We start from the raw sequence: 25,965 nt of genomic DNA, 5'->3' as shown, positions 1-25,965 counted from the left end.
GGCGAAGCGGAGAGAGACGATGCGCCACGAACGGATAGCGGCCGCGGAGCCGGCTGGGAGCGGTCCGGACGAGGTCGTCACCGGCGCCGATCTCCTGGCGACTCGCCTGGCCGCTGCCGGCGCGACCCACGCCTTCGGCATCCCCGGCGGCGAGGTGCTGGTGCTGGTCGCCGCGCTCGAGCGCGCCGGCATCCGCTTCCAGCTGGCTCGGCACGAGAATTCCGCCGGCTTCATGGCCGAGGGGCTCTGGCATGCGACCGGCGCGCTGCCGGTCCTGGTCACGACTCTCGGCCCCGGCGTCGCCAATGCGGTCAATGTCGTCGCCAACGCGCAGCAGGACAGGGTGCCCTTGATCGTTGTCACCGGCTGCGTCGATCAGGCGCTGGCCGAGAGCTACACGCATCAGGTCTTCGACCATCAGGCCGTGCTGCGCCCGCTGGTCAAGGCGAGCTTCCGCGCCGCGCCCGGCACCGAGGACCTCGTCGCCGAGAAGGCCGTGGCCATCGCGCGGCGCGGGCGGCCCGGCCCGGTCCATATCGACTTGCCGATCTCAGTCGCCGAAGCCCGCACCGCTTGGCGGCCGCCACCGGCGATCCCGGCGCCGCTGCCTGGCGTCCCGCGTGACCTCTCCTTCGCCCGCGCCTTGATCGCCGAAGCGAGGAAGCCGCTGGTCATCGCCGGTCTCGACCTTGTCGATCAGGACGGCGGTGCCGGGCTCGACTATTTCCTGTCCCGGACGGGCGCAGCGCTGCTGACCACCTACAAGGCCAAAGGGCTGGTGCCGGAGCATGATCCGCGCGTCGTCGGGGCCGTCGGCCTTTCGCCGAAAGCCGACGCGATCGTGCGCCCCCTGATCGAGGCGGCCGATCTGATCGTTCTCGCCGGCTACGATCCGATCGAGATGCGTCAGGGCTGGCGCAATCCCTGGCCTGCCGGCAAGCCGGTGATCGACATCGTCGCCGAGCCGGTGCAGCACGGCATGCACCAGCCCAGTCTGTTGCTCGAAGGCGATGTCGGCGCGATCTTGACGAGCCTGGCCGAGGGGCTCGCGACGAGGGCCACCTGGCCGGGTGGCGAGCCAATTGCGATCCGCAATCGCGTCCGTGCGGCCTTCGCCACTCCGACCGCATGGGGGCCGCACGCCGTTTTCGAGACGCTGCGCGCCGTCGCCCCCGCGGGCACGGTCGCGACCGCCGATTCCGGCGCGCACCGCATCCTGCTCAGCCAGATGTGGAGCTGCGATGGGCCGCGCCATCTGCTGCAGTCGAGCGGGCTATGCACCATGGGCTGCGCCCTGCCGCTGGCGACGGGCGCGGCGCTCGGCCCCGGCAAGCCAACTCTCTGCTTCGTCGGCGACGCCGGCCTCGAAATGGTGCTCGGCGAACTGGCGACGCTGCGCGATCTTCGCCTGCCGGTGATCGTCATCGTGCTCGTCGACAAGGCGCTTGGGTTGATCGCGCTGAAGCAGCGCCAGCTCGGCCTGCCGCGGGCCGGCGTCGATATCGGCGAAACCGACTTCGCTGCCGTCGCCCGGGCGATGGGCGGCCATGGCGTGACGATCGACGATCGCGAAACCCTGGCGCGCGAAACCGAAGCGGCCTTCCAGAGGCGCCATGGTTTCACGCTGCTGGCCTGCCGCATCGATGCCGCAAGCTATGAGGGAGCCTTCTGATGGCCGCGCTCCCTTCCGCAGCGGTAAAACAGGCGCGCGACGGGCGGCTCGATCTCTTCCGCGGCCTGACCATGCTGATCATCTTCGTGGCGCATCTGCCGGAGAACAGCTGGAACGCCTGGATCCCCGCCCGCTTCGGCTTCTCCTCGGGTGCCGAGCTCTTCGTTTTCTGCTCGGGCATCGCCAGCGCGCTCGCCTTCGGTGGCGTCTTCGTCCGGCGCGGCCTCCAGCTTGGCACGGCCCGCATCGCCTACCGGATCTGGCAGGTCTACTGGGCGCAGATCGGCCTCGTCCTGGCGCTGATCGCGCTGGCCGCTGCGCTGGATCGTCTCTTCGGCCTGGACGAACTTACGCAGCAATTCCCGCCGCTGCTCACCGATCCGGCGGCCGCGCTGCTCGGCATCGCCACGCTGACCTGGCAGCCGGATTATCTGGACATCCTGCCGATGTATCTGGTCATCCTCGCGCTGGTGCCGGTGATGATGCTGGGTCGGCGCCTCCATCCCCTCCTTCCGTTCCTCATCGCCGCACTGCTCTACGCCGCGGTCTGGACCAGGGGCATCAACCTGCCCGGCAATCCCTGGAACGGCGCCGGCTGGTTCCTCAACCCTTTCGCCTGGCAATTCATCTTCTTCATCGGCTTCTTCATCGGCATGAAGTGGTTGCCGGTGCCCCGGCTCGGCGACCGGCGGTTGATGCTCGCAGCCGCGCTCTTTCTCCTCGTCGCGGTGCCTCTGTCCTTCTGGGGCATCCTGGAACACTGGCCGCCGGCGCAGGCGGCCCGGGATCTCCTCCTCCCGGCCAGCGAGAAGACCGACCTGCATATCCTGCGCGTGCTGCATTTCCTGGCGCTCGCCTATCTCGTGCTCAGCCTGGTCGAGCCCTGGCGGAACCGGCTCGATTGCGGCGCCGGCCATCTGCTCGTCCTGATCGGCCGGCAGTCGCTGGCGGCTTTCCTCGCCAGCGCGGTGCTCGCCCGCCTGCTGGGTGCGGTCGCCGACATGGCCGGGCGCAGCGAGCCCGTCGTGGCCCTGCTCAACCTCACCGGCTTCGCGCTGATCCTCGCCACCGCGGTCGTGGTCGGCTGGTTCAAGAGCGCGCCCTGGGCCGGCCCGGAACGCAAGCCCGTGGCGGAACGGCAAGAACACGCCGTGGCCACCGCCGCGCTGCCCACACGCGTCCGTGAAGCGAATTGAACGCCGCTTGATCGACCTCTTGCGAACTCCCTGAAGAGCGCCCTTCGCGGCGCGGCAACGGAGCAGCCCATGTCTGCCACGTATTACGACCTCTCCGGCGATCGCATCTCCGTTGCGAACGATGCGGCGCGGCTCGCCTGGAACGATACGCTTGAAGCGCTGCTCGCCCATGCCGCCGCCACGCCCGACCATCTCGCCCGCACGCTCGCAGCCGATCCCGGTTTCGCGCTTGCACACGCCGCCAAGGGCCTGATGCTGCTCTCGCTGGCGCGCGGCGAGCTGCTCGGTCCGGCGCGCGATTGCCTTGCCAGAGCTCGCTCGGCCGCGCGCCTGCGGCCGATCACGGGGCGCGAGACGATGGTCGTCGAGGCGCTGGCGCTTTGGCTCGGCGACGCCCCGCGCCGGGCGGCGCAGCGGCTCGAAGCCATCCTGGACGCCTATCCCCGTGACGTGCTGGCGCTGAAGCTCTCGCATGGCATCCGCTTCATGCTCGGCGATCAGAGAGAGATGCTGGCGACCCTGCACCGTGCCGCCCCCGCCTTCGGCGAGCAGCATCCCTTCTCCGGCTATGTCAACGGCTGCTATGCCTTCGCGCTGGAGGAGCGCGGCTTCTATGCCGAGGCCGAGCGCGTCGGCCGCCACGCCGTCGCCTTGAGCCCGCGAGATGCTTGGGGACGGCACGCTGTCGCCCATGTGCTGGAGATGCGGGGACGGGTCGACGAGGGCATCGCCTGGCTCGGCGACGCTCGCGCCATCGCCCATGCCAACAATCTGCGCTTCCACATCCTCTGGCATCTTGCCCTGTTCCGGCTGGAGCACGGCGAGACTGCCGAGGTGCTGCGGCTCTATGACGAGGAGATCCGGGCCGAACAGACCGACGACTATCGCGACATCGCCAACGGCGCCTCGCTGCTGGCGCGGCTCGCCTATGCCGGGGTCGATGTCGGCGATCGCTGGGACGAACTCGCCGCCAAGGCGCAGGGACGCATCCATGACGGCCGCCTCGTCTTCGCCGACCTGCATTATGCGCTCTCGCTGCTCGGTGCCGGTCAGGCCGATGGCGCCGAAACCATCGCCCGCAGCCTGATCGACGATGCCCTGTCCCATCCCAGCGGCGAGCGGCGCGACGCGTCCCGCAACGGCGCGCTCGCGGCCTTCGGGCTGATCGCCTTCCACGAAGGCGACTATGACGAGGCGGCCCGCCTGCTCGGCGCCGCCCGCACCGGGCTCACGGCCATCGGCGGCAGCCATGCCCAGCGCGACCTGTTCGAGCAGGCCTATGCCGAGAGCCTGATCCGGTCCGGCCAGCACGACCGTGCCGCCTCTATCCTTGGCGAGCGCCTGACCCGCCGCGGCGGCGACAATCTCTTCGCGGCGCAACGCCTGGCGCTGCTCGAGCGCCGCGGCGCCGGGCGCCTGGCCGCCCTCGCCATCGCCTCCACTCCGCTCGCCATCGCCCATTGAACGCCCAGAAAGGACACGCCATGACCACTGCGACCATGACCCACGGCTTCGCGCTGCCCTCCGCCCGCACCGTGATCAACCTCGCCATCGGCGGCTTCGCCGGCCTGGGCTTCTGGGAATTGTTCTCGGCCGTGCCGACCGCCTGGTTCGCCGAGTATCCGCTGGAGCCGCCGGAACTGGTGAAGGCGCTGTTCGCACACCAGCTCGGCCTGACCCTGTCGACGCCGGTCGCCAAGCTGCTGCATTTCGTCACCGGCTTCCTGTTCTATCCGCTCGGCTACTGGCTGCTGACCCGCTGGGTGAAGAGCTTCGGCATGCCGGCCGATGGCTGGATCTGGGGCGTGATCACCTATTTCATCGCGCTCGCCTTCTTCGCTCCCCTCGCCGGGCAGCACTTCCTGCTCAACGACGTGCCGCGCCTCTCCGCCATGAGCCTCGTCGGCCACGCGATCTATGGCTGGCTCGCGGCCTATGTCTTCGAGGCGCTCGAAGCGCGCCGGGCCTGAGCGCGGAGGAGGACAGCGCCATGCTCGACAGACGCAGCTTCCTCTGGCTCGCCGCGGCAGCGCTGACTGCCGCGACGCGCGAAGCCCGTGCGGACACGTCCCGCCCGGTCAACACGCTCGGTTCTCCAGACGGGCTCGCGATCCGCGGCTACGACCCTGTCGCCTATTTCCGCGACGGCGGCCCGCGGCAAGGCAAGGCGGAATTCTCGGTGCGCCATGGCGGCGCCAGCTGGCGTTTTGCCAGCGCCGAGCACAAGGCGCTGTTCGAGGCTGATCCGCAGCGCTACCTGCCGGCCTATGGCGGGTTCTGCGCCTACGGCGCCTCGCGCGGCTATCTCGTCAAGATCGAGCCGGAAGCCTGGTCGATCGTCGACGGCCGGCTCTACCTGAACTACGACCTCGGCGTGCGCGCGACTTGGGCAGGCCGGACGAAAACCTACATCGCCCGCGCCGAGGGCAGCTGGCCGCGCCTCACGGCGAGGGATATCCGGTAGCACAGGCCGAACAGGGAGGGCTTCGCGGGTTGCCGCCCTCAGCGCTTCTCGCTGCCTGCTGACGAAGATATCCAGAACGTTCCCTCCAGCGGCGCGGCCAGGAAGCGGTTGTTGATCTCGTCCAGTGTCGCCTGCGGGTCGAGCTCGACGAAGAGTTCGGGATGCGTCCATTTCGCCAGCGCTTCAATGGCGACGAGATGGACCGGCGTGTGCACGAAAAGATGCCAGAGTCCGAAGGCGCGGCCGCGCGAGACGGCTCCGAGCGCGGCGAGATCGTTGCGGCGCAGCAGCCTGATGAAGCCTTCCGCCGCGCGCTTTGGTTCGACGCCCGGGCCGAGCGCGAAGCTGCCGGCATCGGGGCCGTCGGAGATCGCGGTCGCGACATAGACGTCCGGATTGCGCGTCAGCACGAATTCCTGGCTGAGCTGGCCGACGGGCGTCGCAAGCTTCTCGGTGCCGATGTTGTGGCCGCCGGCGAGGCGGATGAAGCCGTCGATTGTGCCCGGCCCGGCCGAGAAGCAGCATTCGGGCCGCGTCGCGAAGGCATGCAGGAAGACCGCCGGCCGCGCCGCACTACTGACCTGCTTCAGTTTCACGTCGATCGCTGCAAGGCGCTGGCGATAGAAGGCGAGGAAGGCTTCGGCCTGGACCTCGCGCCCGAGCAGCTTGCCGAGGAGGCGCAGGCTCGGCTCGGTATTCGTCAGGGGATCGAGGAAGAAGTCGACGATCGCGACCGGGATGCCGGCCGCGGCGAGCTGATCGAGGCCGGGGGCGGCTTCCGCACCGAAGCGGAAGGCATCGAAGCGGCTGAGCAGGACGAGATCGGGCTTCTGCGCGATCACCGCCTCGATCGAGATCGTCTCGAAGGAGCCCTTGCCGATCACCGGCACCTTGTCGATCGCCGGAAACTTACTTCGCAGGATTGCCGGCTGGATCGCGTTGGCGCCGGCCTCCGCCCAGCCGGCGAGCAGGCCGACCGGATCGGGATGGATCAGCGAGAGCACGTCGAGGCTGACCCAGGCGCCGAGCACGATGCGCTTGGCCGGCTGCGCCAGCACGACCTCGCGGCCGGCGATGTCGGTGACGCGGATCGCCTGCGCCCATGACGGCGATGCGGCGAGCAACGTGAGCATGAAGCCCCATGCCGCAATCGCGGTGGCCAATCCTCTCCGGCAGGCCTGCTTCATCCTTCTCACCAGCGATAGGTCAGCGTCGCCAGCACGCTGCGGCGGGAGCCGAGCGTGCAGCCCGGCACGTTGCCGCATTGCGAGACGTAGTAGCGGTCGAACAGATTCTTGGCGACGACCGAGAGCTTGGCCCCGTTCAGCGCCGACAGCGCCTTGCCGAGATCATAACTCAGGCTGGCGTCGACCAGCGTGTAGGAGGGGATCCGGACCGTGTTGGCGGTGTCGTAGGTGCTGCCGACGAAGCGGATGCCGCCGCCGAAACCGAACCCGGCGAGCGGCCCGCCTTGAAGGGTGTAGTCGGCCCAGAGCGAGCCCTGATGCATCGGTGTCGCCGGCAGGCGCTTGCCGATATCGGTGATGACCGAGCTCTTGCTGATCTCGTGGTCGAGGAAGGCATAGGAGGCGATCAGGCCGAGGCCTTCCGTCAATTGCGCCCGCGCCTCGATGTCGAAGCCGCGCACCGCGACTTCGCCGAGCTGGACGCGGGCGAAGGGATGGGCCGGGTTGGGGTCGCCCGATGGCGTGTTCTGCTGGCGGATGTCGAACACCGCCGCGGTCAGCGAGGCGTCGATCCAGCTCGGCTGGTACTTGATGCCGGCCTCGTATTGCGTCGCCGTCAGCGGCTTGAAGGCGCCGCCGAAGAAGTCGGTCTCGGCCGTCGGCTGGAACGAGGTCGAGACGCTGACATAGGGCGCGAGGCCATTGTCGAAGACATAGCTCAGGCCGGCGCGGCCGCTGAAGGCGCGGTCGCTCGTCCTGGAGCGCACCAGCGCATTGGTCGTCAGCGTGTGGGTGCGCGTCTTGGTGTCGGCGATGTCGTAGCGGCCGGAGAGGGTCGCGATCCAGCGCTCGAACTTGATCTGGTCCTGGAGATAGAAGCCGAGCTGGCGCAGCTCCGCATCCTTGCGCTGGAAGTTGATGCCGGGATCGGCGATCGCCGCGCCATAGACCGGGTTGAAGATCTGGATCGAGGCGGCCGGGCCGCGGCCGACATCGTACTGGCTGATCTCGTTGCGGTAATCGAGGCCGATGAGGGCGGTATGCGACAGCGGCCCGGTGCCGAACTTCGCCTCCAGCCGGTTGTCGAGGGTGAAGGCGCGCGCCGCCGCATCGATCCGGAAGGCGGCGCGGTTCAGCGTGCGATTGTCCGCGAGCAGCTCGCCATTGCGGTTCAGCGCGCGCAGATAGACGTCGTTCTGGGTGTAGCGCAGGTTCTGGCTGAAGCTCAGGCTATCGTTGAAGCGGTGCTCGAAGGCATAACCGATCGAGCCCTGATCGCGCTCGAACCGGTCGAAGCCCGGCTCGCCGGCATAGCGGTTCCAGGGCAGGCGGCCATTGACGCGGTTGGGATAGAGCGTGCCGGAGGTCGGCAGATAGTTGAAGCTGGTCTTGCCGTCGCGCTCGCGCAGGTACTGGCCCATCACGGTCAGCGTCGTGTCGGTGCTCGGCCGCCAGGTGAAGGCCGGCGCGATGAAGATGCGGTCGTCGTCGATGAAGTCGGTCTGCGTCTCCGACATCCGGCCGAGCCCGGTCAGGCGATAGAGGAACCGGCCCTGCGGATCAATCGGGCCGGACAGGTCGAAGGCGCCCTGCAGGCGGCCATAGCTGCCGGTCTGGAGCTGAATCTCGCGGAAGGGCGTCGCGGTCGGGCGCTTGCTGACCATGTTGACGAGGCCGCCGGGACCGCTCTGGCCATAGAGCACCGAGGAGGGACCTTTCAGCACCTCGACGCGCTCGAGCCCGTAGGGCTCGATCACCGAGGTCGTCCAGTCGGCGGTGGCGGCGCCATCGGGCAGGCGTGTCCCGTCGAGGAAGAGATCGCCCTTGAAGCCGCGGATCTGCGTGTAGCTGTCGAATTGCGATGCGCCGCCATAGACCTCGCCGCGCACGCCTGCGGTATAGCGCAGCGCCTCGCTGACGCTCTGGGCGCCCTGCGCCCTGATCTGGTCGGCAGTGACGACGTTGACCGTCTGCGGCACTTCCAGGATCGGCGTATCGGTCTTGGATCCGCTGGCGCTGCGGGTCGCGACATAGCCGTTGACCGGCCCGTTGGCGCGCTCGCCATTGCCCTGCACCTCGATCGTGTCGAGCCGGATCGCGGGCGTTGCCTGCTGAGCCGCGGCCGGAACCGTCAAGGCAATGAAAATCGCCGCGAGCGAGACATCCCGCAGCCTCATCCGATGAATCCGTTCGCCCCCGCGCGAAATCCGCTTCGACACCAACTCGCCGCCCATATGGTATACTGCCCCGATCAGTCTTGAATTGCTTATGCTATTGCTTCATTATTATTGATTACGAGCCAATTTAGATTGGTTTTAAACTGGCTCCATCCGTCAATATTATAACTTCGCCCCTTTCGCGGGCGTGGCTCAGAATCGACCGAGATCGGATCAAGTTTGGTCAATCCCATGCAGATTTTGACAAAAGCACCGTATTCGGGTCAGGCCGAGCCCCCGACCGTTGACCGGCTCCCTCTCGACGAGGAGACGCCGCGCCCGGTCACGGTGCTGCATCAGGCGTTCCGCAGCGGCGCGAAGACACGCTGGCACAGCCACCGCCGCACCGAGTTGCTGCACGCCTCCGGCGGGCTGCTCGTGCTCCATACCGAAGCCGGAACCTGGACCGTGCCGGCCGGGCATGCCCTGCTGATACCGGCCGATGTCCCGCACGAGCTTGCGGCCTATGGCTGCTGCGAGATGCGAGCCGCCTTCCTGACCGACGAGGTGCTCGGCGAGGCCGTGCCGCGCAACTGCCGGGTCATCGCCGTGTCGGAGCTGCTCGACGTCACGCTACGGGCGCTGGCGAGCGGGCCGCTGCTCTACGAGCCCAATGGCCGCGGCGGTCATCTCGCGGCGCTGATCGTCGAGGAGATCGTCGGCGCCACCGAAATCCACATCGCCCTGCCGATGCCGCGGGCGCCGCGACTGCGCAAGCTGGCGCGCGACATGGTGCAGAAGCCGGCGCTCGACCTCGACCTCGACGGCTGGGCCGAGCAGGTCGGCGTCAGCCGCTCGACCTTCACCCGCCGGTTCCGTGCGGAGACGGGCCTCAGCTTCGCCGAATGGCGTCGGCGCCTGCGCATCCTCCACACCTTGACGATGCAGGCCGACGGCATGTCGCTGCGCGAGGCGGCGCGCAGCGCCGGCTATCGCAGCCCCAACGCGCTGCGCGACATGATGCGCCGGACGCTGGCGACGACGGTGCTGCCGCCGTCAGGCTCTCTGGCGGATGATGCTGTGCATTGAGAAGCGCTCGGCCGGGTAGATGTTGTGCGAGATCTCGAAGATCGTGTTCGGGTGCGCGACATAGCGGCGCTTGACCATCAGCGCGGCGCTGTGCGGCTGGGCCTTGAGCACCGCAGCGAGCTTCGGTGAGAGATTCGTCGCCGTGATCGCCTGCTCGACATGGTCGAGGCGCAGGCCGAATTGCTCGAGCACGATCTCGTAGATCGCCCTGTCGCCGCGCTGGACGTTGTCGCGGTCCGGTGTGAAGCGCTCGGGCACCGCCACCTCGGACCAGCAGAGCGGAGCACCGTCGCTGCGGGTCGAGCGCAGGCCCGCGACCCGGAACCAGCGCTTGTCGGGGAGCTGCGAGAATTCGTCCGAGCCGGTGACGAAGCCCTCATAGTGGATGTCGAGCGTCGTGCTATGGGCGAAATCGAACAGGCTGCGGATGTCGCGCATGCTGTGCACATAGTGCGAGACGGGCTTGTGCGAGAGCACGACGGTACCGGTCTTGCGGCGGCGTCCCAGCAGTCCCTGCTCGGTCAGGGCCTTCATCGCCTCGCGGATGGTGTGGCGGCCGACGTCGAAGCGCTCCTGCAGCTCCTGCTCGCTCGGGAAGCGCGCGCCGAGCGGATAGAGCCCCCTGGCGATTTCCTCCGACAATTCGGCCGCGAGTGCGGCGTGCCGTGAGCCTGACTGCTGCTTGTCCATAGTGCCGAATGATTGAGCCCGGGGCCGCGATGCTAGGCATCGGACGAAGGGAATGGCAAGCGCCGGCGGCGGACATATTGCGGCTTTACGCCGTTTGCCATTTTCAGCCCCGGCTTGGCGGCGACCTGCGCAGCCTGCGGATTATATTATTCGACATTAATGTGAGTCGCATGGGTCTCACCACTTGATCTCGATCTCTCTCTGCCATATTCGTCGAACAAATAGACCGCGGCCGCTGAGGTTGCCCGCGGGCAAGCGGCGGACAGGGACATCATGATCGAATCCGTTCTGGCCGGGCTGAAGGTCGTGGACCTGACGCAGAACGTGGCCGGCCCCTTCTGCACCCAGGTGCTCGGTGATTTCGGCGCCGAGGTCATCAAGGTCGAGCGGCCGGGCCGCGGCGACGACACGCGCGACTGGCGCCCGCCGGAGATCGGCGGCCAGTCCTCGACCTTCCTGTCGCTCAACCGCAACAAGCGCAGCATCTGCATCGATCTCGACACGCCGGACGGCGTCGCCCTGCTGCGCGAGCTGGTCGCGGGAGCCGACATCTTCATCCATGCGATGAAGCCCGGCAGCGCCGAGGCGCGCGGCTTCGGCGCGGACGAGCTGATGGTGCTCAATCCGCGCCTGATCCATTGCGCGATCAGCGCCTTCGGCCAGAGCGGCCCGCTGAGCCGGCTGCCGGGCTACGACCCGCTCATGCAGGCCTTCACCGGGGTGATGAGCGTGACCGGCAGCGAGGGCGACGGCCCCGTGCGCGTCGGCGTATCGCTGATCGATATCGGGACCGGCATGTGGGCGGCGCTCGGCATCTTCGCCGGGATCGTCGAGCGCGCCAGGACCGGCCGGGGACTGACGGTCGAGGCCAGCCTGCTCGACACCGGCGTCAACTGGATGACCGTCTTCGTCGCGAGCTATCTCGCCACCGGCAAGCTGCCGCGCAAGATGGGCTCGGCCATGGCGATGACCGCTCCTTATGAGCTGTTCCAGTCGGCGGACGGGCAGGTCTTCATCGCCGCCGGCAATGACGGCCTGTTCCGGCGCGTCTGCGAGGGGCTGGGCGATCCCGCCCTCGCGGACGATCCGCGCTTCGTGACGAACCCGCTGCGCGTGGCCAATCGCGAGGCACTGTGCCTCGCCGTCACGGCCCTGACCTTGCAGTTCCCGACCGGGGAGATCGTCGCGCGCCTGCGCCGGGCCGGAGCGCCCTGCAGCGAGATGCACGACGTCTCGCAGATGCTCGGGAACGAGCAGGTTCTGGCATCGGAGATGATCGCGGACATGCCGGTCGAGGGCGTGTCGGACCACCGCGTGGTGGCGCTGCCGCTCAGGCTGGGTGGCAAGCGCAACGGCCCGCCGCGATCTCCGCCGGGGCTGGGCGCCGACACGGCTGCGGTGCTGGCCGAGTTCGGCGTCGGAACACAGCGGCTCGCGCAGTTGCGCGACGCCGGAATCATCGGCTGAGCCGCGGGCCGGGACGAGGCGAGAGATGGACTTCGACTACACCGAGACACAACAAGAGATCCGCGAAGCGGTGCGCAGGCTCTGTGCCGGCTACGGGCCGGATTACTGGCTGGCCTGCGACGAGCAGGCCGCCTACCCGGAGGCCTTCGTCCAGGCCATGACGGAGGCCGGCTGGCTCGCGGCGCTGATTCCGCAGGCCTATGGCGGCTCCGGGCTCGGCGTCCTCGACGGCTGCATCATCCTGGAGGAAGTCAACCGCTCGGGCGGCAACGGCGCCGCCTGCCATGCCCAGATGTACACGATGGGCTCGCTGCTCAATCACGGCAGCGACGCCCAGAAGCGCAGATACCTGCCGAAGATCGCCGATGGCAGCCTGCGGCTGCAGGCCTTCGGCGTGACTGAGCCGGATGCCGGCTCGAATACCCTGAAGATCAAGACCTTCGCGCGGAAGGTGCCGGGCGGCTACGTCATCAACGGCCAGAAGATCTGGACCTCGCGCTATTTCCAGTCGCACATGTACCTGCTGATCGCGCGCACCACGCCGATCGAGGAGGTCGCCAAAAAGACCGAGGGGCTTAGCCTCTTCCTCGTCGACATCGCCAAGGCCGGCGCCTCTCTCAAGGGCAGGCCGATCCGCACCATGATGAACCACCACACCAACGAGGTCTTCATCGACAATCTCGAGGTCGGCGAGGAGGACCGCATCGGCGAGGAGGGCAAGGGCTTCCACTACCTCCTGGACTCCCTCAATTCCGAACGCCTGCTGGTCAGCAGCGAGGCGCTCGGCGACGGCAAATGGTTCGTTGAGCAGGCGTCGCGCTATGCCGGCGAGCGCCGCGTCTTCGACCGGCCGATCGGCCAGAACCAGGGCATCCAGTTCCCGATCGCCAAGGCCCATATGAACGTCCAGGCGGCGGAGCTCATGCGCAACCGGGCGGCCGCCCTGTTCGACCAGGGCAAGCCCTGCGGCACCGAGACCAGCATGGCAAAATACCTAGCGACCGAGGCGAGTTGGGAGGCTGCCGAGGCCTGCATGACCACCTTCGGCGGCTACGGCGTCGCCTGCGAATACCATGTCGAACGCAAGTGGAAGGAGGCGCGCCTGTTCCGCACGGCGCCGATCTCCAACAATTTGATCCTGGCGCAGGTCGCTCAGCACGCGCTCGGGATGCCCCGCTCCTACTGACAGCAACCGCCCGGAGGGCCGCGATGACGCTTCAACCCGGCAGCCAGCCCGCCGCATCGGCGACGCAGGACCTCGTCCGCTTCGTGACTTCCGCCACGGTGGATGAAGTCGTGATCGCGCAGGCGGTTCCGGCCGTGCTCGACACACTGGCCGTGACCATTGCTGGTGGCGTCGAGCCCGGCCTGGCCGCGTTGCAAAGGGCGCTCGAGCCCGAGGCACGCGTTGGCGCCGTGCCCTCCTTCTGGAGCGATGCCAGCTATCGTGCCGACGATGCCGCGATGCTGTTCGGCATGGCGAGCCATGTGCTCGACTATGACGATGTCAGCATGCTGACCGTCTGCCATCCGAGTGCGCCGGTGCTCTCGGCCCTGCTGGCGGCGGTGCCGCGCGGCCAGGCGAGCGGGCGCGATCTGCTCGAGGCCTTCGCGATCGGGACGGAGGTGCTGATCCGGCTCGGCCAGGCCATGGGCTTCCGCCATTACGCCCTGGGTTTCCATGCCACTGCGACCCTGGGTGCCGTCGGTGCGGCGGCGGCCTGCGCCAGGCTGGCGAGGCTCGATGAAGGCCGCACGCGCCATGCCCTGGCGATCGCCGCCAGCATGTCGTCCGGCCTGCGCAAGAACTTCGGCTCGATGGTGAAGTCGCTGCATGTCGGCATCGCCGCCGCGAACGGACTGCGCGCCGTGCGGTTTGCGGTGGCAGGCGTCGAGGGCGCGGCCGACCCGGTCGAGCGCGAGGGCTTCCTGCACGCGTTTTCCGGCGGTGAGACCGATCTCTGGCCGGCCGGGCTCACGCTCGGCGAGCCCTTTGCCATCGTCGAGCCGGGTTTCGAGCAGAAGCGCTATCCCTGCTGCTACATGCTGCACAAGATGATCGAGGCGACGCTGGCGCTCGGGCGCGAGCACGCTCTCGCCTTGGACGACGTCGCCACCATGCGGGTCGAGATGCCCGCGGGTGGGACCAAGCCCCTGATCCACCCCGCTCCGAAGAGCGGCCTCAACGGCCTCTTCAGCGCGCCCTATGCCGTGGTCGCCAGCCTCGCCGATGGCCGCATCGATCTGAAGAGTTTCACCGACGCCGCGGTGCTGCGCTCCGAAATCCAGGCGCGCCTGGCCGACGTCACGGTCGTCGAGGTAGCGGGCGCGGCGCAGAAGGGCAGCGATCTCGGCAGCGCGCCGGTTACCGTGACCCTCGGTCTGCGCGACGGCCGCGCCCTGTCGCGCACGATCACCGCCTCGCCGGGATCGCGGCAGGATCCGCTGACCGGGCCCCAGCTCGAAGCGAAATGGCTCGATTGCCTGCAGCGCGCTGAGCCGTCGCTCGCCCGGGAGGAGGCGAGGGCGCTGTTCGACGAGGGGCTGTCGCTCGCCGGGCAGGCGCGGATCGACGACTGGCTGTCGCGCCTGCGCAGCAACGCATTGCGCCGGCAGGCAGCGTGACGAGGCAGCCGGAGCAAAGCCGATGACGGAGAACGACTTCGAAACGCTGAAACTCGGCCGCACGCAGGAGCACGTGCTGGTGGTCACCCTGGCCCGGCCCGCCGCGATGAATGCGCTCAACACCCGGATGGGCCGGGACCTCGTCGCGCTCTTCGAGGCGATCGCGCTCGACCCGGCCGATCTGCGCTGCATCATCCTGACCGGAGAGGGCGAGAAGGCCTTCTGCGCCGGCGGCGACCTCAAGGAGCGCCGCGGCATGACCGACGAGCAATGGCAGCGTCAGCATCTCGTGTTCGAGCGTATGGTGCGTGCCCTGCTCGACTGCCCGGTTCCGCTGATCGGCGCCGTCAACGGCGCGGCCTATGGCGGCGGCTGCGAGATCGCGGCCTGCTGCGACTTCCTCTACGCGGCGGAGCATGCCCGCTTCGCCCAGACCGAGGTGACGCTTGGGATCATGCCCGGCGGCGGTGGCACGCAGACGCTGCCGCGTGCGCTCGGCGAGCGCCGGGCCAAGGAGCTGATTCTGACCGGTCGGCCCTTCACGGCGACGGAGGCGGAGGGCTGGGGCCTAGTCAACCGCGTGCTGGCGCTGCAGGACTTGCTGCCGCAGAGTCGCGAGACTGCCACCGCGATCGCCCGCAACGCGCCGATTGCCACGCGGCAGGCCAAGCTCTCCATCCATCGCGGGTTGCAGATGTCGCTGCGCGACGGGCTCGCTCTGGAAATCGAGGCCTATGCCCGGATGGTCCCGACGCAGGATCGCCACGAAGGCGTGCGCGCCTTCAATGAAAAGCGCGCCCCGCGCTTCCAGGGTCGATGAGCGCCATGGCGGAGCCCGTCCTGATCCGCGAGGTCGGCCTGCGCGACGGCTTGCAGATGGCGAAGACCGTCCTTTCCACCGCGCAGAAGCTCGACTTCGCCCGCTCCGCGGCGGCTGCCGGTCTGCGCGAGATCGAGGCCACCTCCTTCGTGCCGGCCCATGTCATCCCGCAATTCGCCGATGCCGGCGAGGTCGCGGCTGGCGTCGGGGCGCTCGCGGGCGCGACGGTCTCGGCCCTGGTCGTCAATCTGAAGGGCGCGATCCGCGCCTTCGATGCCGGCCTGCGCAAGGTCAATTATGTCGTGTCGGCGAGCGAGGCGCACAGTCTCGCCAATGCGCGCCGCAGCACCGATGCCGCGCTGGAAGAATTCCGGCTGATCGTCGCCGAGCGCCGCGCCCGCGGCCTGGTCGGACAGGTCGTGCTCGGCTGCGGCATCGCCACGGCGTTCGGCTGCACGCTGCAGGGCGAGGTCCCGGCGGTACGCGTCGTCGCGATAGCCGAGACCCTCGCCCGCGACGGTGCCGACGAGATCATGGCGGCCGACACCGTCGGCTATGGCGATCCGTACCGGGTCCGCCATATGTTCGAAGCATTGCGCCGCGCTGTCGGCGACATCCCGCTCGCCGCCCATTTCCACGACACCCGCGGCCTCGGCCTCGCCAATGTCGCGGCTTCGCTCGAAGCCGGCGTCCGGCGCTTCGATGCCTCTCTGGGCGGGCTCGGCGGCTGCCCCTTCGCGCCGGGCGCGACCGGCAACATCGGCACCGAGGACTGCGCTTTCATGCTCGAGGCGATGGGCTTCGACACCGGGATCGACATCGAGGCGCTCCTGGCGCTGCGTCGTCGGTTCGAGGAATGGCTCCCGGGCGAGCGCTTCTCGGGCGGCGTCGCCCGCGTCGGGCTGCCGAAGAGCTTTCGTCGCGCAGCGGCGCCTGGCTGACCTCGGCACGGTTCCAACGAAACCAAGCGGGCGAGGACAGTCCGCATCAGCAGGGAGGAGATCATGAACCGCAGGGAATGCCTCGTCGGGCTGTCGACGTTGCCGCTGTTAGCCGGAGGCGCCGCAGCGCAAGGTTATCCGACCCGCTCGCCGATCATGGCCAACGGCTACCCTCCGGGCGGCTCGACCGACGTCGCCGCGCGGATGATGATCGAGGGCATGGCAGCCGAGCTCGGCGGCCACCGCCTGGTCGTCGAGAACCGGCCCGGCGCCAGCGGCACCGTCGCCGCGGCCTGGCTCACCCGGCAGCAGCCCGATGGCTACAGCCTGCTGCTGTCGGAATCCTCGTCCTTCGCGATCTGGCCGGCGATGCACGAACTCGGCATCAAATACGATCCGATTAAGGATTTCGACTGGATCGCGACGGTCTGCACCGCGCCGATGGCCTTCATCGTCAGCCCCAATTTTCCGGCCAGGACGGTAGCCGAGGCGATCGACGTGCTGCGCTCGCAGAAATCGGCCGATCTGAACTATTCGAGCTCGGGCGCCGGCTCGATCCCGCATATCGGCTGCGAATTGCTGCGCCACCTGGCCGGTCCCTCCAACCAGTCGCGCCATGTGCCTTATCGCGGCGGCGCGCCGGCGGTGCTGAGCGTCTCGACCGGCGAGACCGCCTGGGGCTTAGCCTCGCTCGGCTCCGCCACCGGTCTGCTCGAAGGTGGCGCCGTGCGGGCGCTGGCCGTCACCAGCCCGCAGCGCTTCCCGCTGTTTCCGGATATCCCGACCTTCAACGAGCTCGGCTTCAAGGAGATGGAGCTGAACATCTACTATCTCATCCATGCCCCGGCGGGACTGCCGCGCGATGTCCTCGCCAGGCTGAGCCGCGCGAGCGCGGCCTCCCTGAAGCAGGAGGTCACGCGCGAGCGCTTCCTCAAGGCCGGCATGGAGCCCTGGACGGGCGTCAACACGCCCGAGAGCGCCCGTGATATTGTCGTGGCCGAGAATGCGCGCTTTCGCGAGATCGGCAAACGCACCGGCCTGAAGATCACCGGCTGAGAGCTCGGGCGCAGCACGTCCAGGAGGCGGGACCGATGACCGCGGCAATTCTTCTCAGCGAGTATGGCGGGCCGGAGAGGCTCGAGCTCAGGCAGGTCGCCCTGGCCGAGCCGGGGCCGGGCGAGCTCCGGCTGCGGCAGACCGCAGTGGGCGTCAACTTTCACGACGTCTATGTGCGCTCGGGGCTCTACCGCACGCTGGCTTTGCCCGGCATCCCCGGCATCGAGGCCAGCGGCGTCGTCGAAGGGCTGGGCGCCGGCGTCGAGGGCTTCGCCGTCGGCGACAGGGTCTGTTACGTCACCGGCAGCTACGGCGCCTATGCCGCCGAACGCAACCTGCCGGCGGCTCTGGCGCTGAAATTGCCGGCGGAGGTCGGCGACGAGGTCGCCGCAGCCACGATCCTCAAGGGTCTCACGGCCTGCATGCTGCTGCGTCGTGAATACCGGGTCGGGCCCGGGGACTTTGTTCTGGTCCATGCCGCCGCAGGCGGCGTCGGCCAGTTGCTTTGCCGCTGGGCACGGCATCTCGGGGCAACGGTCATCGCCACCGTCGGTGATACCAGCAAGGAGGCGGTGGCCCGCGCCTGTGGCGCGCAGCACGTGATCACCGGCGCCATGGGTGATCTTCCGGAGCGCGTCCGGCAGATCACGGCTGGCCAGGGCGTCGCCGTCGCCTATGATTCCGTGGGCCGCGACAGCTTCCAGGCTTCGCTGGCCAGCCTGGCCTGGTTCGGCCGGCTGGTGAACTTCGGCCAGAGCTCCGGGCCCGTGCCGCCCTTCGAGGTCTCACAGCTCGCGGCGCGCTCGAACGCGCTCTCGCGGCCGATCGTGTTCCATTATCTGCGCGATCCCGCCCGATTGCACCAGATGGCGGACGAGGTCTTCGCCTTGCTCGGCCAGGGCATTCTCGCCGTTGAGATCGGCCTGCGCCTGCCGCTCGCGGAAGCGGGCAGGGCGCACGCCCTGCTGGAGGCGCGCCAGACAATGGGACCGACCATCCTGCTTCCCTGATCGGCAAGCGTCAGCCGCGGCCGTCAAGTCTGCCGGTGCGGCTCTGCCATGCCTCGCCGCCCCCTGGACTTCGCCCGAAGCGGTCGAGATCAGCCTTCATGGCTTGAAAATCCGGGCCTCCCTTTAAAAGGTCGAACAAAATACCGCAGAACTGTTGCCTACCCTTGACAGGCTTTCGCAACTCTTCTTATTCATTCGACATAAAGCGCGATGCCATGCAGTGCCGCGTGTTCGGGGAAACGAAGAGAAGGGCCGTCCCATGCGCATTTCCCTCAGTGTCGCCGCTTTGGCGCTGTGTCTGTCCGGCGGCGCCGGGGTCGCCCAGGAGCGGGTCAAGATCGGCGTGCTCAGCGATATGGGCGGCGTCTATGCCGACATCACCGGTCCGGGCTCCGTCGCTGCGGCCCGGCTGGCGGTCGAGGATTTCGGCGGCAAGGTGCTGGGCCAGCCGATCGAGCTCGTCACGGCGGACCATCAGGCCAAGCCCGATGTCGGGCTGGCCGTTGCGCGCGAATGGCTCGACACTCAGGGCGTCAGCGCCATCGTCGACGTTCCCGTCTCCTCGATCGGCCTCGGCATCCAGGCGCTGACCAAGGAGAAGCAGCGCGTCTTCCTCAACACCGCCGGCGCCTCGTCGGATTTCACCGGCAAGGCCTGCTCGCCCTATGCCACGCAATGGGCGATGGACACTTACACCATGGCCTCGAGCGCCGGGCGGGCGCTGGTCAAGGCCGGCGGCACCAAATGGTTCTTCATCACCGCCGACTACGCCTTCGGCCATGCGCTGGAGCGCGACGCGTCAGCCGCGGTCAAGGAAGCTGGCGGCAGCGTTGCCGGCAGCGCCAAGCACCCGCTCAACAATCAGGACTTCGCCTCGCATCTGTTGCAGGCGCAGTCCTCCGGCGCCAATGTCGTCGGCCTGGCGAACGGCACCGGCGACACTGTGCGCTCGATCAACCAGGCGCGCGAATTCGGCCTCACCGCAGCGGGCACCAAGATCGCCGCGCTGGTGCTGTTCATCAGCGACGTGCACGCCCTCGGCCTTCCCGCGGCGCAGGGCACGGTCGTGACCGAATCCTTCTATTGGGATCGCACCGACAGCACCCGCGCCTGGGGCAAGCGCTTCATGGAGCGCACCAATGGCCGCGCGCCGGGCATGTACCATGCCGGGCTCTACAGCGCCGTGACGCATTATCTCAAGGCGGTGGAGAAGGCCGGGACGACCGACGCCGACAAGGTCTCGGCGGCCATGCGCGAGATGCCCATCAAGGACGCGCTGATCAGCAACGGCCACATCCGCGCGGACGGCAAGGTGATGCAGGACTACTTCCTGCTCGAAGTGAAGAAGCCCGCGGAGTCGAAAGGTCCGTGGGACTACTACAAGGTGCTTGCCACCGTGCCGGCCGAGGACGTCAGCAAGCCGCTGTCGCGCAGCGAGTGCCCCACGGCGAAGGTGCCGGGCTGAACCGCCTCCGCGACGAAGAATTGGGCTGCGATGGCCGGCATGAATGAGAGCTTCGATTATGTCGTCGTCGGGGCCGGCTCGGCAGGATGCATCCTCGCCAACCGGCTCAGCGAGGATGGCCGCTACTCGGTCTGCGTTATCGAGGCCGGCCCACCCGACCGCAATCCCTACATCCATATCCCGGCCGGCTTCATCAAGACGCTGACCAATCCGGATCTGACCTGGGCCTTTCCGACCGAGCCGACCAGCTGGACCGACGGCCGCAGCATCCCGCTGCGGACCGGCCGGACGCTGGGCGGGTCGAGCTCGATCAACGGCCATGTCTACAATCGCGGCCAGCGCGCCGATTTCGACATCTGGGCGCAGAAGGGCAATGGCGGCTGGGCCTATGACGACGTCCTGCCCTATTTCAACCGCAGCGAGCGCCGCCCCGGCGCGAGCGGCCGAGGGCAGGACGGGCCGCTCCCCGTCACTGACATCGACTGGAGCCACCCGCTCTGCGACGCCTTCGTCGCCGGCGTTGCCGGCCTCGGCCTGCCGCGGAACCCCGACTACAATGCCGGCCGGCAGGAGGGCGTCGGCTTCTATCAGCGCCTCATCCGCGGGGGACGGCGCGTCAGCTCCGCCCGCGCCTTCCTGAAACCGATCCGAACGCGGCCCAACCTGACCGTCCGGACCGATGCCCGCGTGCTGCGGATCACCGTTTCCGAGGGCCGGGCGAGCGGGCTCGTCTACGCCCATGGCCCCGACCTGACGCGGACCCGCAGCATCACCGCCAGGCGCGAGATCGTGCTGTCGAGTGGCACCCTCAATTCGCCGCGGCTGCTGCAGCTCTCGGGCATCGGTCCGGCGCCGCTGCTCGCGGAGCTCGGCCTGCCGCTCGTTCATGCCCGGCCCGGTGTCGGCGAGAACCTGCAGGATCACTTCGCCGTCCGCCTCGTCGCCCGCATCCGCGGCGTCGACACGATCAACGACCGGGTGCGCGGCCCGCGCCTGCTCTGGGAAGGGCTTCGCTGGTTGGCTGGGCGACCCAGCATCCTGGCCCTCAACCCCTCGCTCGCCTATGTCTTCGCCAAGTCGGATCCGCTGCTCGACGACAGCGACCTGCAGTTCACCTTCACCCCCGCGAGCTATCGCGAGGGCTCGGTCGGCGTGCTCGACGATTTCTCCGGCGTCACCTGCGGCGTCTGGCAGCAGCGCCCGGAGAGCCGCGGCCATGTCAGGCTGCGCTCGCCGGACCCGGTTGAGACGCCGCTGGTTCAGCCGAACTACCTCCAGCACGATCACGACCGGCGCGTGCTGCTCGCCGGGATCAGGCTGGCGCGCTCCTTCCTCGGCACGCAGGAGATGGCGCGCTATGTCGAGCGCGAGGAGCTGCCGGGTCCGCAGGCCCAGAGCGACGGCGACCTGCTGAACTTCGCGCGCCAGCGCGGATCGACGGTGTTCCACTTCACCGGCACATGCCGGATGGGGCCGGCGAGCGATCCCCTCGCCGTCGTCGACCCGCAATTGCGGCTGATCGGGATCGATGGGCTGCGGATCGCCGACGCCTCGGTGATGCCCAGCATTCCCTCGGCCAATACCAACGCCGCGACGCTGATGATCGCCGAGAAGGCTGCGGCGATGATCATCGCCGCCCGGACGGGGCATCAGGCCGCCGACATCCTTCCTTCACTCATGCAGGTGGCATCATGACGGACATCCCGCGGACGGGCTTCGTCGCCGGCCAGGAGGTCCTGCTCGATGCGGGTGCGGTCGAACGCGCCGTCGCGGGGCTGGCCGCCGCCGCCGAAACGGTCCGCGCGACCAGCAGCTTCGACCGGGCCGCCGTGCTCGACAAGGTCGCCCTGGCGCTGGGCGAAGGGCTGGAAGGCATCGCGCAGAGCCTCGCCGAGGAGAGCGGCTATCTCAGCGTCGCCGACATGAGGCTCGAAACGCAGCGCGCCATGGAGGTCTTCCAGCTCTCGGCAGCCTATGCCCGGGTCGGGACGTCGGAGACGCTCAATGTCGATGCGGTCGAACGCGCCCGCGGCGCCGTCGCGCATATCCGGCGCGAGCCGATCGGGCCGATCCTCGGCATCACCGCCTATAACGGCCCGCTGCTGATCCCTGCCCACAAGCTCGCGCCCGCGATCGCCGCCGGCGCGCCGATCCTGCTCAAGCCGTCGCCGCGCGTGCCGCGGGCGGCGATCCGCCTGGCCGAGCTCGCGGTCCGCGCCGGCTGGCCCCAGGATGCCGTCGCGGTCCTCGATCTCGACGATGCCGGCACGATGGCGCTGGTCGAGGATCCGCGCCTGCCGGTGGTCAGTTTCACCGGCGGCACCTTCGGCTGGACGATCAAGGACCGCGTGCCGCGCAAGCATGTGCATCTCGAGCTCGGCGGCATCGGTGCGGTCTTCGTCGCGGCCGACGGCAATGTCGAGGCCGCGGCCCGCGAATGCGCCGCGGCCGGCTTCGTGCGCTCCGGCCAGTCCTGCATCTCGGTGCAGCGCATCTATGTCGAGAGCCCGGTCTATGACGAGTTCGTTCGCCGCTTCGCCGAGCAAGTGCGGCCGATGCTGCCCGGCGGCACGGCTGCGATCAGTCCGATGGTCGACGAAGCCGCTGCCGGCCGGGTCATGGCGCTGATCGAGGATGCTCTCGCCAAGGGCGCGCAACTGGTCTGCGGCGGCAGCCTGTCGCAGGCGATGCTGGCGCCGACCGTGCTGGCGGGCGCCACCGGCGCGATGACGGTGATGCGGCGCGAGGCCTTCGGTCCCGTTGTGGCGGTCGCGGCGGTCGCGGGCGTCGAGGAGGCGATCGCCGAGATCAACGCCGTCGAGGGCGCGATCCACCACGGCATCTATACGGCAGACATCGACACGGCCTTCGCGATGGCGGACCGCATCCAGGCGGGCGGCGTGATCATCAACGGCCCCGGCACCTGGCGCGTCGACCACATGCCCTATGGCGGCACCGGAACCTCCGGCTTCGGGCGCGAGGGAATCCGCTATGCGGTCGAGGAATATACGCGGCCGAAGGTCGTCGTGGTGAGACCCTCCTTGCGGGCTCGCGGCTGAGAACCACGACGGGGGCGCCTCCATCCGGTCCGAACCTGGCGGCGGCCGGTAGCCGAGCCCGTGTTTCGACGGTACCCCCCATGCTGTCGGGCCTGGAAGTCAGGCACGCCGCCGCTGCTATAACGGCGCTGACAGGCAATCAGGAAGGCATGCCCTATGGCCAAGCAGTTCACCGGCAAGCGCGTCATCGTGATGGGCGGCAGCCGTGGCATCGGGCGGTCCATCGCGCTCGGCTTTGCGGCGGGCGGCGCCTCCGTTTCGATCTGCGCCCGCAGCGCGGGGCCGCTCGAGGCGACGCGTCGGGAGATCGAGGCGCTCGGCGTCACCGCACATGCGGCCAGCGTCGACCTCGCCGATGCGGATGCGATCAAGGCCTATGTGCCCGCGGCGGTGGAGGCTCTCGGCGGGCTGGACGTCCTCGTCAACAACGCCTCCGGCTTCGGCCATTCGGATGACGAGGAGGGCTGGGCGGCCTCGCTCAATGTCGACATGATGGCCGTCGTCCGCGGCAGCCATGCGGCGATCCCGCATCTGAAGCCGGGCTCGTCGATCGTGAACATCTCGTCGATCTCGGCCCTGCGGGCCTCGTCGCGTTCGGCGCCTTACGGCGCCGTCAAGGCGGCCGTGATGCACTACACGGCAAGCCAGGCGAAGATGCTGGCGCGGAAGGGCATCCGGGTGAACTGCGTCGCGCCCGGCTCGATCGAGTTCCCGGGCGGCACCTGGGAGGACCGGAAAACCTCGAACCCTGAGCTCTATCAGGGAACGCTGGCGAGTATCCCCTTCGGCCGGATGGGCAAGCCCGAGGAGGTTGCCGAGGTCGTGCTCTTCCTCGCCTCGGACAAGGCGAGCTGGGTCACCGCCCAGAGCATCGTGGTCGACGGCGGCCAGCTCGTCGGACCCTGATCGCTCCTGATTGGCAAGCCGCGTGGAGGCTATGGTCCGGCAGGCCTGCTCCGGCCGTCAGCCCGGCCGCATGCAAATCCTGCAGGTCAGGCAATCCGGGCCCGACCTCGACCGCGCCGGCGCATTCACGGAAGACCAGTGCAAGCCGATGTCGAACGCCGCCGCCGAAGGCGCGCCGATTCGACCATGCGGCAAAGGCGCCGGGAGGACATTGTTTTGAAGCTGCCATTGTGGGGGAGCGCCCTGAGCGCGACGCTCCTCGTGCAGGTCGTGAGTTCTTTCGCAGCGGCAGCCGTCCCTCTGCTCGGCCCGATCCTGACGCAACGCTGGAACCTGCCGCCGGAAAGCATCGGCTATGTCTCCGCCACGGTTTCGTTCGGGATCTGCTGGTGCCTGGCCTGCGGCGGGCCGATGCTCGATCACCACGGCCCGATCCGCACCTTGCAACTCGGCCTGGCTTCGATCTGCCTGGGCATGATCTTCCTGTCGCAGCCGGTCGCCGTGCTCGGCTTCATCGGCGCCCTACTGCTCGGCCTCGGTCTGGCGCCGAACAATCCGGCGGGCAGCACGATGCTGATGCGCACGGCGCCGCCCCGGCATCGCAATCTGATCTTCTCGATCCGGCAGGCCGGTGTCCCGCTCGGGGGAGCGATCGCCGGCATAACGGTGGCCCCGGCAGTGGTCAGTCTGGGCTTTGCTCACACGGCCTGGCTGATCGCGGCTATCGTCGTCCTCAGCCTGCTGGCCGTCCAGCCGTTTCAGAAACGCCTCGATATCGAGAAAGGGCCTGCGAACCGGGCGTGGGCGCGGATGTTCCTGTCGCCCTCGGCCTTGCGCCGCTCGGCCAAGGTCATCCGGTCCCATCCGTCATTGCCGCTCATCACCGGCATGGGCATCTCGTTTTCGATCGCCCAGGCGAGCGTCCAGGCCTTCACCGCGACCTATCTGGTCACGCAGCGCAGCAAGGATCTCGCCGAGGCGGGATATTTCGTGGCCGTCCTGCTCGCCGCCAGCACGCTGTCGCGGATCGTCCTCGGCTGGGTGGCGGATCGGTGGCGCCGAGGCCTGCTGCTGCTATGCCTGCTCTTGCTGGCTGCGAGCGGTGCGCTCGTCCTGTTCGTCTGGTCGGCGGCCGGCCCGCCATGGCTCCTATACGGCAGCGTCGCCCTGATCGGAGCGACGTCCCTGGGATGGAACGGCATCTACATGGCTGAGCTGGCGCGGCTCTCGCCCCCGGCGCTGATCGGCGACGTCACCTCCGCCGCAAACCTCTTCGGCTTCGCCGGCTCCTTCTGCGGTCCCCTCATCTTCGCGCTGATCGCCAGCCAGACGGCGAGCTTCGACTGGCCCTATCTGCTGGTTGCCGCCCAACTCGCCGCATGCGGCATCCTTGTGCTGTGGCGTCGCGGCTGGCGCTGACGCCGATGGCATGAGGACGCAGCCTATGAGCGCTCGCCGAGCAGCGAGAAATTCGCCAGGCTGATCAGATGGGCATGGATCGGCACCAGATAGCCTTTCCGCCGCAGGTCGATCCAGGCCTCGTCCGACAGCGCGTTGAGGCGTTCTTCGCTGACCGCCGCGAAGCCCGAGAAGTTCGAGCTCGCCCCGCCGGGCGAACGGATCTCGATGTTGATGGTCTGAAACAGGTCGAGCGCCTTGAGCTCGGCGGTGAAGGCGGCTGTCTTTGCCGCCGCGTCGGCATATTCGCCGACGAAGGCGACGGCTCGCTGCAAGGCCTCCGTCGGCTCGCCCGCCTCGGTGAAGAGGCGCTCGCCTTCCTTGTCCTGCAGGCCGGAGAAACCGCCATCGACGCAGATGACCTGTTGCTGCGCCGAAACCTCGCCGCCGACGAACGGGTAGCGTCGCAGATAGGCAGGGGCATGCTGGCCGCGCCAGCGCCCGTCGGCATCGACGAAGCAGCTCTCGCCGGCCCGCATCCCGACCATGAACAGCGGTGAGACGACACCGGCCTCCTCGATGAAAAGGATCGGCATGTCCCGGCATGCGACCGTGAATTCGGCCATCAGCGCCGGCAGCACATGGGCTCCGGACGCGAAACGATAGGGGCTGTCGGACGGGGCTATGCGTACTTCGCGGTGCTCGTTGCGATCGAGTACGGTGATGCTGGAATAGAACAGCGGCAGGGGCGCCATGATGGGTCC

22 protein-coding genes are annotated in these 25,965 nt (G+C 68.5%); 18 read left to right on the top strand and 4 right to left on the bottom strand.

Features of this window, described 5'->3' with window-relative positions:
- Positions 1-19: 19 nt before the first annotated feature.
- The 5 genes from ASE66_RS04580 (at position 20) to ASE66_RS04560 (ending at position 5,332) form a co-directional block, all read left to right on the top strand.
- Positions 20-1,672 carry a thiamine pyrophosphate-binding protein gene (locus tag ASE66_RS04580; protein WP_057188345.1) on the top strand — a complete coding sequence of 551 codons (1,653 nt, stop codon included), beginning with the start codon at positions 20-22 and terminating at the stop codon, positions 1,670-1,672.
- The gene (locus ASE66_RS04575) at positions 1,672-2,868 is read left to right on the top strand and encodes an OpgC family protein (protein WP_057188344.1); all 1,197 of its coding nucleotides are present in this window, start codon (positions 1,672-1,674) and stop codon (positions 2,866-2,868) included. The genes ASE66_RS04580 and ASE66_RS04575 overlap by 1 nt, the downstream gene beginning before the upstream one ends.
- A gap of 69 nt (positions 2,869-2,937) precedes the next feature.
- Positions 2,938-4,332 carry a tetratricopeptide repeat protein gene (locus tag ASE66_RS04570; RefSeq protein WP_057188343.1) on the top strand — a complete coding sequence of 465 codons (1,395 nt, stop codon included), beginning with the start codon at positions 2,938-2,940 and terminating at the stop codon, positions 4,330-4,332.
- Between the two features lie 20 nt (positions 4,333-4,352).
- Positions 4,353-4,838, top strand: coding sequence for a hypothetical protein (locus ASE66_RS04565; RefSeq protein ID WP_057188342.1), 486 nt, complete (start codon positions 4,353-4,355; stop codon positions 4,836-4,838).
- Positions 4,839-4,858: 20 nt separating this feature from the next.
- Positions 4,859-5,332, top strand: a complete 474-nt coding sequence (locus ASE66_RS04560; RefSeq protein ID WP_057188341.1) for a YHS domain-containing (seleno)protein — start codon at positions 4,859-4,861, stop codon at positions 5,330-5,332.
- 38 nt (positions 5,333-5,370) lie between these two features.
- Here the strand turns inward: ASE66_RS04560 and ASE66_RS04555 are convergent, their stop codons facing one another.
- Together ASE66_RS04555 and ASE66_RS04550 are read right to left on the bottom strand one after the other, a co-directional pair.
- Complete coding sequence (locus tag ASE66_RS04555) at positions 5,371-6,465, bottom strand: ABC transporter substrate-binding protein (protein ID WP_162262442.1); 1,095 nt, start codon at positions 6,463-6,465, stop codon at positions 5,371-5,373.
- Between the two features lie 59 nt (positions 6,466-6,524).
- Positions 6,525-8,696, bottom strand: coding sequence for a TonB-dependent siderophore receptor (locus ASE66_RS04550; RefSeq protein ID WP_057188339.1), 2,172 nt, complete (start codon positions 8,694-8,696; stop codon positions 6,525-6,527).
- Positions 8,697-8,927: 231 nt separating this feature from the next.
- On the opposite strand from ASE66_RS04550, the gene ASE66_RS04545 reads away from it, so the two are divergent.
- A complete protein-coding gene (locus ASE66_RS04545) occupies positions 8,928-9,764 on the top strand; it encodes an AraC family transcriptional regulator (protein WP_057188338.1) in 837 nt (278 codons plus the stop codon).
- On the opposite strand, the gene ASE66_RS04540 is transcribed toward ASE66_RS04545, so the two are convergent.
- A complete protein-coding gene (locus ASE66_RS04540) occupies positions 9,732-10,454 on the bottom strand; it encodes a GntR family transcriptional regulator (protein ID WP_057188337.1) in 723 nt (240 codons plus the stop codon). The two genes, ASE66_RS04545 and ASE66_RS04540, sit on opposite strands and share 33 nt — an antisense overlap.
- Positions 10,455-10,727: 273 nt before the next feature.
- Here ASE66_RS04540 and ASE66_RS04535 point away from each other — a divergent pair, with 273 nt between their 5' ends.
- From ASE66_RS04535 to ASE66_RS04475, 12 genes are all read left to right on the top strand, one after another.
- The gene (locus ASE66_RS04535; protein WP_057188336.1) at positions 10,728-11,921 is read left to right on the top strand and encodes a CaiB/BaiF CoA transferase family protein; all 1,194 of its coding nucleotides are present in this window, start codon (positions 10,728-10,730) and stop codon (positions 11,919-11,921) included.
- A gap of 25 nt (positions 11,922-11,946) precedes the next feature.
- Entirely contained in the window at positions 11,947-13,107 is a 1,161-nt protein-coding gene (locus tag ASE66_RS04530; protein WP_057188335.1) for an acyl-CoA dehydrogenase family protein, read from the top strand.
- Positions 13,108-13,130: 23 nt separating this feature from the next.
- Positions 13,131-14,546, top strand: coding sequence for an MmgE/PrpD family protein (locus tag ASE66_RS04525; protein WP_057188334.1), 1,416 nt, complete (start codon positions 13,131-13,133; stop codon positions 14,544-14,546).
- 22 nt (positions 14,547-14,568) lie between these two features.
- The gene (locus ASE66_RS04520; RefSeq protein WP_057188333.1) at positions 14,569-15,366 is read left to right on the top strand and encodes an enoyl-CoA hydratase/isomerase family protein; all 798 of its coding nucleotides are present in this window, start codon (positions 14,569-14,571) and stop codon (positions 15,364-15,366) included.
- Positions 15,367-15,371: 5 nt separating this feature from the next.
- Positions 15,372-16,307, top strand: a complete 936-nt coding sequence (locus ASE66_RS04515; RefSeq protein WP_057188697.1) for a hydroxymethylglutaryl-CoA lyase — start codon at positions 15,372-15,374, stop codon at positions 16,305-16,307.
- A 63-nt stretch (positions 16,308-16,370) separates the two neighbouring features.
- Positions 16,371-17,363 (top strand): Bug family tripartite tricarboxylate transporter substrate binding protein, encoded by a 993-nt coding sequence (locus ASE66_RS04510; protein ID WP_057188332.1) that lies wholly within the window; start codon positions 16,371-16,373, stop codon positions 17,361-17,363.
- 35 nt (positions 17,364-17,398) lie between these two features.
- Positions 17,399-18,373: a quinone oxidoreductase family protein gene (locus ASE66_RS04505; protein WP_057188331.1), complete on the top strand. Its 975-nt coding sequence runs from the start codon at positions 17,399-17,401 to the stop codon at positions 18,371-18,373.
- Positions 18,374-18,632: 259 nt separating this feature from the next.
- Positions 18,633-19,838, top strand: coding sequence for an ABC transporter substrate-binding protein (locus tag ASE66_RS04500; RefSeq protein WP_057188330.1), 1,206 nt, complete (start codon positions 18,633-18,635; stop codon positions 19,836-19,838).
- Between the two features lie 39 nt (positions 19,839-19,877).
- Positions 19,878-21,533, top strand: coding sequence for a GMC family oxidoreductase (locus ASE66_RS04495; RefSeq protein WP_057188696.1), 1,656 nt, complete (start codon positions 19,878-19,880; stop codon positions 21,531-21,533).
- Entirely contained in the window at positions 21,530-22,897 is a 1,368-nt protein-coding gene (locus ASE66_RS04490) for an aldehyde dehydrogenase family protein (protein ID WP_057188329.1), read from the top strand. The genes ASE66_RS04495 and ASE66_RS04490 overlap by 4 nt, the downstream gene beginning before the upstream one ends.
- A gap of 156 nt (positions 22,898-23,053) precedes the next feature.
- Positions 23,054-23,803 (top strand): SDR family NAD(P)-dependent oxidoreductase, encoded by a 750-nt coding sequence (locus tag ASE66_RS04485; protein WP_057188328.1) that lies wholly within the window; start codon positions 23,054-23,056, stop codon positions 23,801-23,803.
- A 216-nt stretch (positions 23,804-24,019) separates the two neighbouring features.
- Positions 24,020-25,222 (top strand): MFS transporter, encoded by a 1,203-nt coding sequence (locus ASE66_RS04475; RefSeq protein ID WP_162262441.1) that lies wholly within the window; start codon positions 24,020-24,022, stop codon positions 25,220-25,222.
- 23 nt (positions 25,223-25,245) lie between these two features.
- On the opposite strand, the gene ASE66_RS04470 is transcribed toward ASE66_RS04475, so the two are convergent.
- Positions 25,246-25,956 (bottom strand): SapC family protein, encoded by a 711-nt coding sequence (locus tag ASE66_RS04470; protein ID WP_057188325.1) that lies wholly within the window; start codon positions 25,954-25,956, stop codon positions 25,246-25,248.
- Positions 25,957-25,965: the final 9 nt, after the last annotated feature.

The organism is Allobosea sp. Root483D1 (genome assembly GCF_001429505.1).
Lineage (GTDB): Bacteria > Pseudomonadota > Alphaproteobacteria > Rhizobiales > Beijerinckiaceae > Allobosea.
The sequence above is the reverse complement of the archived record's forward strand: the minus strand, read 5'-3'. Positions and strand labels throughout refer to the sequence as shown.